Consider the following 13,006-nt stretch of genomic DNA (forward strand, 5'->3'; position numbering starts at 1 on the left):
CATGGCTCAACCTTGGAGGACTCGTGCGCCGCAACGCCGCGCTGTTCATCGCGATCTCGCTGCTGTCGGGCTTCGGCAGCAGCGCCATGTCACTGGTCGCCGGGATCTGGATCCTGGACCTCACAGGCTCCGCCAGCCTCGCCGCCCTCGCCGGGCTCTGCGTGTACGCCCCGGTCCTCGGTGGCCCCTGGCTGGGGGCTCTGCTCGACCGGGCGCCGAGGCGACCGCTGGTCATGGCCGTCAACCTCGCGTTGTCCGCCGTACTGCTCAGTCTCCTCACGGTGCGGGGAGCGGAGCAGACGTGGCTCATCTTCCTGGTGTCCTGCGCCTACGGCCTCAGCTACGTGCTGATCGACACGGGCGAGTCGGCGCTGCTGCCCTCCGCGCTGTCGCCCACGGAACTCGGCGACGTCAACGGCTGGCGTTCGAGCGCCCAGGAGGGCATGAAGCTCGTGGCGCCCCTGGTCGGTGCGGGCCTCTACGCGTGGCGCGGGGGCCACGCCGTCGTCCTGCTCAGCGCGGCGACGCCGGTCCTGGTCGCCGTCCTGTACGCGGCCGTACGGCTGAAGCAGCTGCCACCCGTCGGGCCGGCCGACCGGCCTCGCGGCGTGCGCGCCGGACTCGCCGTCCTCTTCGCGCATCGGGCGCTGCGCCTCACCGTCGTGCTCGCCGCCGTGTCGATCGCCATGTCCGGCTTCGCCACCGCTGCCAACTACGCGATCGTCACCGCCGGATTGGGCCTACCGGCGACGTTCCTCGGCGTGCTGCTCAGCGCGCAGGGGGCCGGGTCCGTCGTCGGCGGCCTCGTCGTCGGCCGGCTCATCGCGCGGTGGAGCCCGGTCACCGTGGGCGTCGCCGGCACGACGCTCTTCGCCGTGAGTTGCCTGGTGCGCTGCGTGCCCTGGTGGCCCGGCACGGTCGCCGCCTCCGTCGTCGCCGGCATCGGCCTGCCCTGGGCCCTCGTCGCCGCGGTGACCGCGGTGCAGACGCACACGCCGACAGCGATGCTCGGCCGGGTGTCCGGCACCGCCAACACCGCGATGTTCGGCCCCGTCGCGCTGGCGATCCCGCTCGGCTCCGCCATCGTCCACTTCGGCGAGCGCCTCACGCTCGTCGCCGCCGCCGCGATCTGCCTGGCCTGCGCAGCCGGCGCGGCCCAACGGCACCGGACGTGGCGACAGGCCGAGCGGGCCTCGGCGGTCAGGCGCCCCGCCGGTAGGCCGCCGCGAGCCGCTTCGGCGCCCGGTCCTGCCACGCCTCGATGACGAGTTCGGCCAGCTCCTCGGGGTCGATCCGGTCGAGCCGGACGAGGATCGCCGGATAGCCGTCGAGATGCGGGACGGTGAAGTAGACGGCCGGATCGTCGGCCAGCAGTGCCTCCTTAACCCCCAGGTCCGGCACCCGTACGCCGAGGACCGGACCGTCGGGTGCCGCCGCCCCCAGGGCGTCGAGGTCGGCACGGCGCAGCGGTCGATCCCAGACGAACGCCCGGTCGCGGACCTTCCACGCCGGCGCCCCCTGGTAGGACGGGTGCTCGCCCGTCTCCGGCAGACCCAGCGCGATCCGGCGTACGTCCTCCCACGTGGCCATGTCCCGACCCTACGCCCGGCCTACGACACCCGGTGCCCGCTCGGCCGGCGCCGCCGTCGACCGTGGCCGCAGGCCGGGCAGCAGCGGCAGCAGGGTGACCACGAGGGAGAACGCCGCCATGACCAGCAGGGCGGGGGCGAGGCCGAGCGCGGTGGCCGACCAGCCGCCCAGCAGCGCGCCCAGCGGCAGGCCCGCGAACGCCAGCGACCCGGCCAGCCCGATCACCCGGGTCTGCAGATCGGCCGGCACCCGCTCGTAGATCGCCACCCCGAGCAGCGGGTTCACCGCCGCGATGCCGATGCCGGAGGCGAACGTCACCGCCAGTACCACCGCCAACTCCTCGCTCAGCGCCAGGACCAGCAGGCGCGGGGCGCCGCCGAGCGCCGCGCCGACCACGAAGGTCAGGTACCGGGGCAGCCGGGGACCGTACGCCGTGAACAGCAGGTTGCCCAGCAGCGCGCCGGCCGAGAACGCCCCGAGCAGCAGGCCCAGCCCGGCAGGGCCGCGCAGCACGTCGGCCACCCAGAGCGGGATGTAGACCGCGACGCTCGCGTTGACCACCATGTTCAGCGCCGAGATCACCAGCAGCATGGTCAGCAGCATCCGGTCGCGGCCCAGGTGGCGGAACCCGCCCGCGAGCGCGCGCAGGTAGCCCTCCGGCGCCGCCGGTCCCGTCGCGGCGGCCGGCGCCCGGACCAGCAGGCCGACCAGCAGGGCGCAGGCGGCGAAGCTGGCGGCGTCGATGAGGAGCGCCTGCGTCACCCCGAACCACCAGACGAGCAGCCCGCCCAGCCCCGCGCCGAGCAGGGTGACCAGCCGGCCCAACCCGTCGTAGACGGAGGTCAGCCGGATCAGCCGGACCCCGGCGGCCTCGGCGGCCGGGCGGAACATCACGTGCTTGACCCGGTCGCCGACGCCCCGCAGCGCGCCCACCAGGGCGACCAGGGCGAGCAGCGCGCCGAACCCGAGCCACGGGGTGAGGGCCACCGCCACCATCAGCCCGGCGCTGCCCGCGTCGGCCAGGATGGCGGTGCGGCGCAGCCCGATCCGGTCCGCCCAGGGCGTGCCGAGGGCGCTGGAGAGCAGGTAGGGCAGCGTCTCGGCGGCGGCCACCGCGCCCATCTTCGCCGCGCTGCCGGTGGTCTCCAGCACCAGCCAGGGCAGGGCCACCACCGAGATCCGGCTGCCCAGGTTGGAGATCAGGTCGGCGGCGACCAGGACGGTCAGTTCCCGCCGGGGGGTCACGCCAGGCTGCCGATCGACGCCTCCGGGTGCTCGACCGACGACGGGTGGTCCGCGGCGTACCGGGCCCGCAGTGCGCGCTTGTCCACCTTGGCCGAGCGGTTGAGCGGCAGCCGGTCGACGAACTCCACCCCGCCCGGCGCCCAGGTGTCGCTGAGCTCGGCGGTCACCAGGTCGATCAGCTCCCCGGCGGTCACCGTCGCGCCGGGCGCCGGCACCACATAGGCGTACGGCAGCTCGCCGGCCGCCTCGTCGGGCACGCCGATCACCGCCGCCGCCCGCACCTGCGGGTGCCCCGCCAGGACGTCCTCGATCGGGCGGGAGTGGATCGGCCAGCTGCGCCGCCGGGTGAGGATCCGGTCCTGCAACCGGTCGACGAGGTAGAGGTAGCCGTCGGCGTCGAGGTGCCCGACGTCGCGCGTACGGACCCAGCCGTCGACAAGCGTCTCGGCGGTCAGCTCGGGCTGGCCGTGGTAGCCGGCGAAGCGCAGGCCGGTGTGCACCCACACCTCGCCGTTCTCACCGGGCGGCAGGACCGTGCCGTCCTCGGCGCGGATCTCGACGCGCACGTCGCCGTAGGGGCGTCCGCAGGAGCGCAGCCGCTGCGGGTGCGCCGGGTCGTCGGTCAGCCCCGGCAGGGCGGTGACGACGACGGCCTCGCTGAGGCCGTACACGATCCGCAGCACCGGGCCGAAGCGCGCGATCGCCTGGCGCAGCCGGGCGGGCGCGGCGGGCCCGGCGCCCACGTTGAACATGAACATGGCGGAGAAGTCCGCGCCGTCGAGGGCCGGGTGGTCGAGCACCTCGTAGAGCATCGGCGGCGTGACGAATGTCGAGTTGATCCGCTCCCGGTCGACGGTCCCGATGAACCGCGCCGGGTCCCAGCCGTCGCGCGGGAACAGCACCCCGCCGGTGAAGAGGTTGAACAGGGTGGTGATCTGGCCGCTGGCCAGCCACATCGGCGAGTGCGACAGGTGCCGCAGCGGCGGGTGCCCGGCGGCGCGGAAGTCGGCGGCCAGGGCGAGGATCTGGGTGTAGAAGCTCTCCCGGTGGTGCACCAGCTTCGGGGTGCCGGTGGTGCCGCTGGTCTGCAGGAACGACTCCGGCGCCGGCACGTCGGCCGGCAGCTCGACCGCCCCGGCGCGTTCCGCCGCGGCGAGGAGGTCCGGGCCCGCGCCGCCCGGGCCGAGGCAGAGCACGGGTACGCCCGACAGCCCGGCGGCCAGCTCCGGGCCCAGCCCGGCCGGGTCCCGGGCGTCGAAGACGAACGCGTCGGGGCGGGCCAGCCGGACGAACTCGTCGACCTCCCGGCGGGACGTCACCGGGGCGACCCACATCGTCCGGCAGCCCAGCAGGTGCAGGGCGAGCTGCACCAGCGGCCCCTCCACCGGGTTGCCGAGCGCGAGCAGCACCGCCTGCCCCGGCCGTACGCCGTGCCCGAGCAGCGTCGCGGCCAGCCCGCGTACCCGCGCGGCGGCCTCGGCGTAGCTGAGCCGGTGTCCGTTTCCGACCAGCGCCTCCCGGTCGCCGAAACCCGCGAAGAGCTCCAGCGCCCGGTGCACGTAGCCGGCCCGTCGTTCCGCTCGGTCGGTCATCCGACAGCCCCCTCGCCGCAGAAGTGTGGCCGTGTGCCGGGCGGCCCGGCACGGCGCGGCGGCCGGGCGGGCGCACCGCCGCCGTCCGTGAGCGTAGGGACCACCGACTGTCACCGGACAGAGCCTGAACGGCGCTCCGGACGGACCGGAGGACATTTGATCGCGTCGATCAGGTTGATTGACGGTCGTGAAACGGGACGGCTAGGTTTCTGGACCATCGTCCAGGCGGTGCCGTCAGCGGACGGCCCTGGGCTGCCAACGATGGAGGTTCAATGTCGACTCCGAAGAGATGGCATGTCATCACGGCCGCGGCCACCCTGCTCGTCGCCGGCGCCCCGGCGATGGTGGCCAGCGCCGGTCCGGCGGACACCGGGGCGTCCCACCAGCGCACGGTCTGGGCGGGCAGCTGGGCCGCCGCGGTCACCAGGGGAAACGCGACCGGCCTGACCAACACCGGCCTCAACGACCAGAGCGTACGGATGGTCGTGCACACCACCGTCGGCGGAGAGCGGTTCCGGGTCCGGCTCAGCAACTCCTACGGCGAGCAGGCCGTCCGGGTCGGCCGCGCCACCGTCGCGAAGCCGAACACCGCGACCCCCGACGACCTGTCCGACATCGACCCTTCGACCCTGCGGACGCTCACCTTCGGCGGCGCCACCTCGGCCACCATGAACCGGGGCGCCGAGCTGGTCAGCGACCCCGTCGCGCTGCCCGTCGGCGACCAGCAGGACCTGGTGCTGACGGTGCACTTCCCGACCCCCACCGGGCCGGTGACCTTCCACGGCCAGTCCCGGCAGACCAACTTCATCGGCGCCAGCGACCTGACCTCCGCCGCCGGTGGGGCCGGGTTCACGATCCGACCGAACTGCTGCTGGTTCTTCCTGTCGGGCATCGACGTGCAGCGCCGCCACAGCCCCGGCTCGGTGGTGGTGCTCGGCGACTCCATCGCCGACGGAAACGGCAGCACCGTCAACGCCAACAAGCGCTGGCCCGACCTGCTCGCCGACCGGCTCATCGACGCCCGCCCGGACGTCCGCACCCCGGGGGTGCTCAACCTCAGCCTCGCCGGCAACCGGCTCAACCACGAGGGCCCCGAGCCCGGGGCGGGCGGCTTCCCCGGCTACCACGAGCTCGGCCCCAACGCCCTGGCCCGGCTCGACGAGGACGTCTTCGCGCAGACCGACGTCCGGACCGTGATCACCGGACTCGGCATCAACGACATCTGGATGTCGGGCGACTCCGCCGAGCAGATCATCGCCTCGCTGCGGCAGGTCAACCAGCAGGTGAAGGCGCGCGGCCTGCGCAGCCTGGTGACGACGCTCAGCCCGTACGAGGGGCACGGGAACCCGGGGGTGTGGACGCCGGAGAAGGAGGCCACCCGGCAGGCGGTGAACGCGTGGCTGCGCGGCAGCGACGAGTTCGACGGGCTGCTCGACTTCGACCGGGTGCTGCGCGATCCGGCGCAGCCGAGCCGGCTGCTGCCCGCGTACGACTCGGGCGACCACATCCACCCGAACGACGCCGGCAACCAGGCGCTGGCGAACGCCGTACCGCTGCGACTGCTCGGCCTGTGACACCGGCGCGGGCGGCGGGCGACCCCCGCCGCCCGCGGCACCCTCGACGGGGGAGACCGAAGGACCGTGGACGTCACCCAGCTGCTGACCCGTCTCTACAGCGACGAGGGCCGGCAGGACCCGTACCCCTGCTACGCCGCCCTGCACGCGCTCGGGCCGGTCAGCCCGGTGCCGGCGCGCGCGGAACACCGCTCGGTCGCCGCAGTCGCCGTCGGCTACGACCTGGTCAGTCAGGTGCTGCGGGACCCGCGGTGGTACAAGCAGGCCCCGCCGGGCTGGCGGGAGCAGGAGGTGCTGCACACCCTCCAGACCTCGATGATGTTCGTCAACCCGCCGGAGCACACCCGGATGCGGGCGGCCTTCGCGAGGAGCTTCACCCCGCGCCGGCTCGCCGCGCTGGAGCCGATCGTGCACCGGGTCGTCGACGGGCTGCTCGACCGGCTGGCCGACGCCGGCGACACCGACCTCGACTTCGTCGCGGAGTTCGCGTACCCGCTGCCGGCCCTGGTGATGGCGGAGTTCATCGGCATCCCCGCCGGGGAACTGGACTTCTACCGGCAGCGGGTGGAACGGATCGACGAGTTCCTGGACGTGGCGGGCCAGACCCCGCAGCGCCTCGCCGCCGCCAACACCGCCGCCGCCGAGCTGCGCGACTTCTACGCCGGGCTGATCGCGCACCGGCGCCACCGGCCCGGCGACGACCTGATCAGCGCCCTGGTCGAGGCGGTCGACTTCGGGGACGTGGAGCTGACCGTCGACGAGCTGGTCAGCAACCTGATCGTGCTGTTCAACGCCGCCTTCGTCACCACCGTCTACCTGTTCTCCAACGGGCTGCCGCTGCTGCTGGCCCACCCCGAGGTGGCCGCCGCGTTGCCCGGCGACGACGCGCTGACCCGGGGCGCGGTCGACGAGATCCTGCGGCTGGAGGCCCCCGTGCACTTCCTGGCCCGGGCCGCGCCGGAGGACACCGAGGTCGGCGGGGTGCCGGTCGGGCGGGACCGCAACGTGCTGCTGATCCTCGGCGCCGCCAACCGCGACCCGGCGCGCTTCCCCGACCCGGACCGTTTCGACCCGCGCCGCAGCGGGCCACCGTCGTTGGCCTTCGGCGCCGGCCCGCACTTCTGTCTCGGCGCCGCGGTGTCCCGGCTGGAGGGTCGGCTCGCGCTGCCCAGGCTGCTGGCCCGCTTCCCCGGGCTCACCGTCGCCGAGCCGCCGACGTACAGCGGCAGCCTCTTCCTGCGCGGCGCCGACAAGCTGACCGTACACACCCGAGGAGGGCCCGCGTGAGCGTTCATCCGCAGGTGGCGGCGTACCGGGCCGCCCGCGCGGCGGCCGGTACCCCGCCGCTGTACACCCAGACCCTGGCCGAGGCCCGCGCCGCCGACCTCGCCGCGATCCGCGCGGGCGGCGGCGCGGTCGAGCCGGTGCACGAGGTACGCGACACGCGCGTGCCCGGCCCGGCCGGCGACCTGCCGGTGCGCATCCACCGGCCGGCGGGGGAGGGGCCGCTGCCCACTCTGGTCTACTTCTTCGGCGGCGGCTGGACGCTGGGCAGCGTCGACACCGCCGACGGCATCTGCCGGCGCCTCGCCAACGCGGTGCCCTGCCAGGTGGTCACCGTCGGCTACCGGCTGGCCCCGGAGCATCCCTTCCCGGCCGCCGTGCACGACTGCCACGCGGCCACCGCGTGGCTCGCCACGCACCCGGAGGAGTTCGGCGTCGACCCGGAGCGCGTGGCGGTCGGCGGGGACAGCGCCGGCGGGAATCTCGCCGCCGCCGTCACCCTGCTGGCCCGGGAGCGCGGCGGGCCCCGCCTCGCCGCGCAACTGCTGGTGTACCCGAACACCGACCAGAGCGCCGATCCCGACGGCGCCGGCGAGGATCCGCTGCTGTTCAACCGCCGCTCGGTCGCCTGGTACCGGAGCCACTACCTCACCGACCCGGCCGACGCGCGGCACCCGCTGGCGTCGCCGCTGCTCGCCGCGGACCTGACCGGTCTGCCGCCGGCGCTGGTGATCACCGCCGAGCACGACCCGCTGCGCGCCGAGGGGGAGCGGTACGCGCACCGGCTGCGCGACGCCGGGGTGCCCACCACCCTCACCCGGTACGCCGGCATGATCCACGGCTTCTTCGCCATGCCCGCCGCGTTCGACGACGGCCGCCGCGCCCAGGACCAGGCCGCCGCGTTCCTGCGCGGCCGGCTCGGCACGCCGGACGGTGACGTGGTGGGTGGTGGCGCGGCGGGTGCTGGATCGCCCGGCGTGACGACCGCCGGGGCGACGATCGGCGGCGTGGCTGCCGGCGCGGTGGGCGGTGCATCGGCCGGTAGTGCGGCGACCGTCGGTGGGGGCGGCGCCGGTGGGAAGGGAGACCGGTGATGGTGGAGGGCGTACTGCCGAAGCCGGACCTGCCGGTGGCGCAGCCGTTGCCGGCCAGCCTGGCCGACTTCGCGGGGCCGGCCCGGGCGGTGCTGCCGCCCGACGTGTGGGACTACGTCGACGGTGGCAGCGGCGCCGAGACGACGCTCGCCGCGAACCGCCGCGCGCTGGACCGGGTGGCCGTGCTGCCCCGGGTGCTGCGCGGCGTGCACACCCCCCGCACCGGGGCGCGGCTGCTCGGCGCGTCGTACGCCATGCCGGTGGCCGTGGCGCCCATGGCGTACCAGCGGCTCGTGCACCCCGACGGGGAGCTGGCGCTGGCCGCCGCCGCCCGCGCGGCCGACGTGCCGTACGTGGCCAGCACCCTGAGCAGCGTGTCGATCGAGCAGATCGCGCAGACCGGCGCGACGGTCTGGTTCCAGCTCTACTGGCTGCGCGACCGGGGCCTGGTCGCCGACCTGCTGGAGCGGGCGCACGCGGCGGGCTGCACGGCGCTGACGGTCACCGTGGACGTGCCGATCCTCGGCCCGCGCCGGCGCGACGTGCGCAACGCGTTCGCCATCCCGCCGCAGGTCGTGGCGGCCAACCTGCCGGCCGGCCGGGACGGCCTCGCGCACACCGCCACCCCGGGGGTCTCCGCCATCGCCGCGCACACCGGTGAGGTCTTCGCGCCCGCGCTGACCTGGGCCGACCTGGAGTGGTTGCGCGGGCGTACGGCCCTGCCGCTGGTGGTGAAGGGCGTGCTGGACGCGCGCGACGCGGAGCTGGCGGTGGCCGCCGGCGCGGACGCCGTGGTGGTCTCCAACCACGGCGGACGGCAGCTCGACGGGGCGCCGGCCACCGCGACCATCCTGCCCGAGGTGGTGGCGGCGGTGGCGGACCGGTGCGAGGTGCTGCTGGACAGCGGCGTGCGCGACGGCGTCGACGTGCTGCGCGCGCTCGCCCTCGGCGCGCGGGGGGTGCTCGTCGGCCGGCCCATGCTGTGGGCGCTCGCCGCCGGCGGCGAGGCCGGGGCGCGTACGGCGCTGGCGCTGCTGGCCGGCGAGTTCCGCGACGCCCTCGCGCTGGCCGGCTGCGCCGACCCGGAGGCGGCCCGCGAGCTGCGCGTGATCAGGGAGGGCTGACCGGTGACGGAGACGGTGGACCTGCGCGTCGCCGATTTGCACCCGGCGGTCGACGACCCGGCGCTGAACTCGATGAACTTCCTCAACGAGGTGGCCCAGCACTACCCCGACGCGGTGTCGCTCGCGGCCGGCCGGCCGTACGAGGAGTTCTTCGACGTCGCGGCGCTGCACCGGCACCTGGAGAGGTTCCGCCGGCACCTGGCCGACGACCTGGGGCAGAGCCCCGCGCAGGTGCACCGGACGCTGCTGCAGTACGGCCGCACCAAGGGCATCGTGCACCACCTCGTCGCCCGCAACCTCGCCGTCGACGAGCAGCTGACGGTCGACCCGGAGGCGATCGTGGTGACCGTCGGCTGCCAGGAGGCGATGTTCCTGGTGCTGCGGGCGCTGCGGGCGGACCCGCGCGACGTGCTGCTCGCCGTCGCCCCGACGTACGTCGGGCTGACCGGCGCCGCCCGGCTGCTGGACCTGCCGGTGCGGCCGGTGCGGGGCGGCCCCGCCGGGATCGACCTGGCCGACCTGCGTGAGCAGGTGCGCCTCGCCCGGGCGGCGGGGCTGCGCCCGCGCGCCTGCTACGTGATGCCGGACTTCGCCAACCCGTCCGGGACCAGCATCGGCCTGGCCGACCGGCGGCGGCTGCTCGACCTGGCCGCCGAGGAGGACCTGCTGCTGCTGGAGGACAACCCGTACGGTCTCTTCCCCGCCTCGGAGTCCGGTCGGCCGCCGACGCAGTCCGGTCGGCCGCCGACGCTCAAGGCGCTGGACACCGCGCGGCGGGTGGTCTACCTGGGCTCGTTCGCCAAGACGGTGCTGCCCGGCGCGCGCGTGGGCTACGTGGTCGCCGACCAGCGCGTCGCCGGCGCTGACGGCACGGTGGGGCTGCTCGCCGACCAGCTCGCCAAGATCAAGAGCATGGTCACGGTGAACACCTCGCCGATCGCCCAGGCGGTCGTCGGCGGGGCGCTGCTGGAGCACGGGTGCAGCCTCGTGGCGGCCACCGTCCGGGAACGGGCCGCGTACGGACGCAACCTGCGCCACCTGGTCGACGGCCTGGCCCGGCGCTTCCCGGCGGGCACCTCGCCGGTGCGGTGGAACGTCCCGGCCGGCGGGTTCTTCGTCGTGGTCACCGTGCCGTTCCGGGTCGACGACGCGCTGCTGCACCGTTCCGCCCGTGGGTACGGCCTGCTCTGGACGCCGATGGCGCACTTCTACGACGACGGCGCCCCGGTCGACGCGCTGCGGCTGTCGGTCAGCGCCGTGACCCCGGAGCAGATCGACCTCGGGCTGGACCGGCTGGCCGCGCTGGTCGCCGACGAGACGGCCCGCCGGGCGGCGAACGCCGAGGTGGGATGACACAACGCGTTCACCGCATGGCAAAGCGCGACTGCCCGTGTTTCGCCGTCCTGGGTGGACACTCATAATGGACGCCATGGTCGCCTGGGAGTACGCGTTGCTGGTCCGCCGTTATCAGGGGCAGGGCCGCGCCTTTCACGTCAGCTTCACCTGGTACGGCCCGGACGGGTCGCGCCGGGACATCACCGCGTACGGCGACACGGCGATCGCGCACCTCAACCGGGCCGGCCGGGAGGGCTGGGAACTGGTCTCCGCCGCCGAGGACGTGAACAACGTCCAGGGCAGCACCGAGGTGCACCGCTACCACCTCAAGCGGCCGGTGGCCTGACGCCCCGGCCCGCCCCTCCCTCCCCGCCGCCCCGGCTCCGGCCCGGGCGGGCCGCCGGCTGTCGGTCACGTGCCGCGGGCGCGGCGGTGTTGCTACCGTTTCCTCCCGCCGCCGCCGACCGGTCGCCCGCCCGGGTGCCGGCGCGCCGCGGCGGGAGGGAGCAGCCGTGGCGGCAGGAGAAGGCGCGGCGCGGCCGACGACCGGGCCGGCCCGGTTCGTCGTCGGCGTCGACTTCGGCACCCTCTCCGGCCGGGCGGTCGTGGTCGACGTCGCCGACGGCGCCGTGCGGGGCGAGGCCGTCCACCCGTACCGGCACGGGGTGATCAGCGAGCGGCTGCCCGATGGCACGCCGCTGCCACCGGACTGGGCGTTGCAGCACCCCGACGACCACCGCGAGGTGCTCCGCGTCGCGGTGCCCGCCGCGCTGCGCGCCGCCGGGATCCGGCCCGGGGACGTGTGCGGCATCGGCGTCGACGCCACCTCCTGCACGATGCTGCCCGCCCTCGCCGACGGCACCCCGCTGAGCGAGCTGCCCGACCTGGGCGGCCGGCCGCATGCGTACCCGAAGCTGTGGAAGCATCACGCGGCCCAGCGGCAGGCCGCCCGGATCAACGACGTCGCCGCCGCGCGCGGCGAGCGCTGGCTGCCCCGCTACGGCGGCCGGGTCTCCGCCGAGTGGCAGCTCGCCAAGGCGCTGGAGGTGCTGGAGGAGGACCCGGCGGTCTTCGACCGGGCGGAGCGCTTCATCGAGACCGCGGACTGGCTGGTCTGGCAGCTCTGCGGCCGGGAGACCCGCAACGTCTCCGCCGCCGGCTACAAGGGGCTGCGGCAGGACGGGCGGTACCCGTCGGCGGAGTTCCTGCGCGCCCTGCACCCCCGCCTCGACGGCCTGCTGCCGCGCGTCGACGGCCCGCTCGTGCCCGTGGGCGCCCGGGCCGGCGGGCTCACCGCCACGGCCGCCGCGTGGACCGGGCTGCCGGTCGGGACCGCCGTCGCGGCGGGCGCCATCGACGCGCACGTCACCGCCGCGGCGGCCCGCGCCGTCGAGCCCGGCCGGATGCTCGCGGTGCTCGGCACCTCCACCTGCCTGATCATGAACGCGGCGGCGTACCGCGAGGTGCCCGGCGTCTGCGGCGTGGTCGACGGGGGCGTCACCACCGGGGCCTGGGGCTACGAGGCGGGACAGAGCGGGGTCGGCGACATCTTCGCCTGGTACGCCCGCACCGCCCTGCCGGCCGGCTACGTTGACGAGGCGCGCCGCCGGGGGATCAGCCCGTACGAGCTGCTGGACGCCCTGGCCGCCGACCAGCCGGTGGGCGGGCACGGGCTGCTGGCCCTGGACTGGCACAGCGGCAACCGCTCGGTGTTGATGGACCACGAGTTGAGCGGCGTGCTGGTCGGGCTGACCCTCGCCACCCGCCCCGAGGAGATCTGGCGGGCGCTGCTGGAGGCCACCGCCTTCGGCGCGCGGACCGTCGTCGACGCGTTCACCGCCGCCGGGGTGGCCGTCGACGAGCTGACCGTGGCCGGCGGGCTGACCGGCAACCGGCTGCTGCTGCGGATCTACGCCGACGTGCTCAACCGGCCGCTGCACGTGCTGGACTCCGCGCACCCGGCGGCGCTGGGCGCGGCCATCCACGCGGCGGTCGCCGCCGGGGCGTACCCGGACGTGCCGGCCGCCTCGGCGGCGATGGGCGCCGGCCGGCGCGAGACCTGGCACCCCGACCCGGCCCGGGCGGCAGCCTACGACGCCTTGTACGCCGAATACCGCGCCCTGCACGACCACTTCGGCCGGGGCGGCACCAACGTCCTGCACCGCCTC

Annotated in this window: 10 protein-coding genes and 1 pseudogene; 8 read left to right on the forward strand and 3 right to left on the reverse strand. The window is 75.4% G+C overall.

The genetic code is table 11. The annotated features are described in order from the left end of the window. The first annotated feature begins 23 nt into the window (after positions 1–23). A complete protein-coding gene (locus tag RM555_RS17110; RefSeq protein WP_311412687.1) occupies positions 24–1,265 on the forward strand; it encodes an MFS transporter in 1,242 nt (413 codons plus the stop codon). On the opposite strand, the gene RM555_RS17115 is transcribed toward RM555_RS17110, so the two are convergent. The 3 genes from RM555_RS17115 to RM555_RS17125 are packed head-to-tail and all read right to left on the reverse strand — an operon-like array spanning position 1,201 to position 4,427. After that, a complete protein-coding gene (locus RM555_RS17115) occupies positions 1,201–1,590 on the reverse strand; it encodes an MmcQ/YjbR family DNA-binding protein (RefSeq protein WP_311412688.1) in 390 nt (129 codons plus the stop codon). The genes RM555_RS17110 and RM555_RS17115 overlap by 65 nt on opposite strands. 9 nt (positions 1,591–1,599) lie before the next feature. Beyond that, positions 1,600–2,835: an MFS transporter gene (locus RM555_RS17120; protein WP_311412689.1), complete on the reverse strand. Its 1,236-nt coding sequence runs from the start codon at positions 2,833–2,835 to the stop codon at positions 1,600–1,602. Next, a complete protein-coding gene (locus RM555_RS17125) occupies positions 2,832–4,427 on the reverse strand; it encodes an AMP-binding protein (protein WP_311412690.1) in 1,596 nt (531 codons plus the stop codon). Before RM555_RS17125 ends, RM555_RS17120 begins: the two co-directional genes overlap by 4 nt. A 299-nt stretch (positions 4,428–4,726) precedes the next feature. Here RM555_RS17125 and RM555_RS17130 point away from each other — a divergent pair, with 299 nt between their 5' ends. The 7 genes and pseudogenes from RM555_RS17130 to araB all read left to right on the forward strand — a co-directional run. After that, positions 4,727–6,001: an SGNH/GDSL hydrolase family protein gene (locus tag RM555_RS17130; protein WP_311412702.1), complete on the forward strand. Its 1,275-nt coding sequence runs from the start codon at positions 4,727–4,729 to the stop codon at positions 5,999–6,001. Positions 6,002–6,067: 66 nt separating this feature from the next. Continuing rightward, positions 6,068–7,288, forward strand: a complete 1,221-nt coding sequence (locus RM555_RS17135) for a cytochrome P450 (protein WP_311412691.1) — start codon at positions 6,068–6,070, stop codon at positions 7,286–7,288. After that, a pseudogene (locus RM555_RS17140) lies at positions 7,285–8,223 on the forward strand (alpha/beta hydrolase); the annotation flags it as partial. The gene RM555_RS17135 and the pseudogene RM555_RS17140, both read left to right, overlap by 4 nt. A 155-nt stretch (positions 8,224–8,378) precedes the next feature. Beyond that, the gene (locus tag RM555_RS17145; protein WP_311412692.1) at positions 8,379–9,503 is read left to right on the forward strand and encodes an alpha-hydroxy acid oxidase; all 1,125 of its coding nucleotides are present in this window, start codon (positions 8,379–8,381) and stop codon (positions 9,501–9,503) included. A 72-nt stretch (positions 9,504–9,575) separates the two neighbouring features. Beyond that, positions 9,576–10,856, forward strand: a complete 1,281-nt coding sequence (locus tag RM555_RS17150) for an aminotransferase-like domain-containing protein (protein WP_396888790.1) — start codon at positions 9,576–9,578, stop codon at positions 10,854–10,856. A gap of 67 nt (positions 10,857–10,923) precedes the next feature. Next, positions 10,924–11,184, forward strand: coding sequence for a hypothetical protein (locus RM555_RS17155; RefSeq protein WP_132234668.1), 261 nt, complete (start codon positions 10,924–10,926; stop codon positions 11,182–11,184). Positions 11,185–11,350: 166 nt separating this feature from the next. Beyond that, a partial coding sequence (araB, locus tag RM555_RS17160; protein ID WP_311412694.1) for a ribulokinase occupies positions 11,351–13,006 on the forward strand: 1,656 nt, incomplete at its 3' end.

The organism is Micromonospora reichwaldensis (genome assembly GCF_031845925.1).
In the GTDB taxonomy this organism is placed as follows: domain Bacteria; phylum Actinomycetota; class Actinomycetes; order Mycobacteriales; family Micromonosporaceae; genus Micromonospora; species Micromonospora reichwaldensis.

What these genes read in the sequence shown, in the direction of transcription:
- RM555_RS17115 (WP_311412688.1), bottom strand. Translation starts at nt 1,590, where the DNA reads ATGGCCACGTGGGAGGACGTACGCCGGATCGCGCTGGGTCTGCCGGAG.
- RM555_RS17125 (WP_311412690.1), bottom strand. Translation starts at nt 4,427, where the DNA reads ATGACCGACCGAGCGGAACGACGGGCCGGCTACGTGCACCGGGCGCTG.
- RM555_RS17145 (WP_311412692.1), top strand. Translation starts at nt 8,379, where the DNA reads ATGGTGGAGGGCGTACTGCCGAAGCCGGACCTGCCGGTGGCGCAGCCG.
- RM555_RS17150 (WP_396888790.1), top strand. Translation starts at nt 9,576, where the DNA reads ATGAACTTCCTCAACGAGGTGGCCCAGCACTACCCCGACGCGGTGTCG.
- RM555_RS17155 (WP_132234668.1), top strand. Translation starts at nt 10,924, where the DNA reads ATGGACGCCATGGTCGCCTGGGAGTACGCGTTGCTGGTCCGCCGTTAT.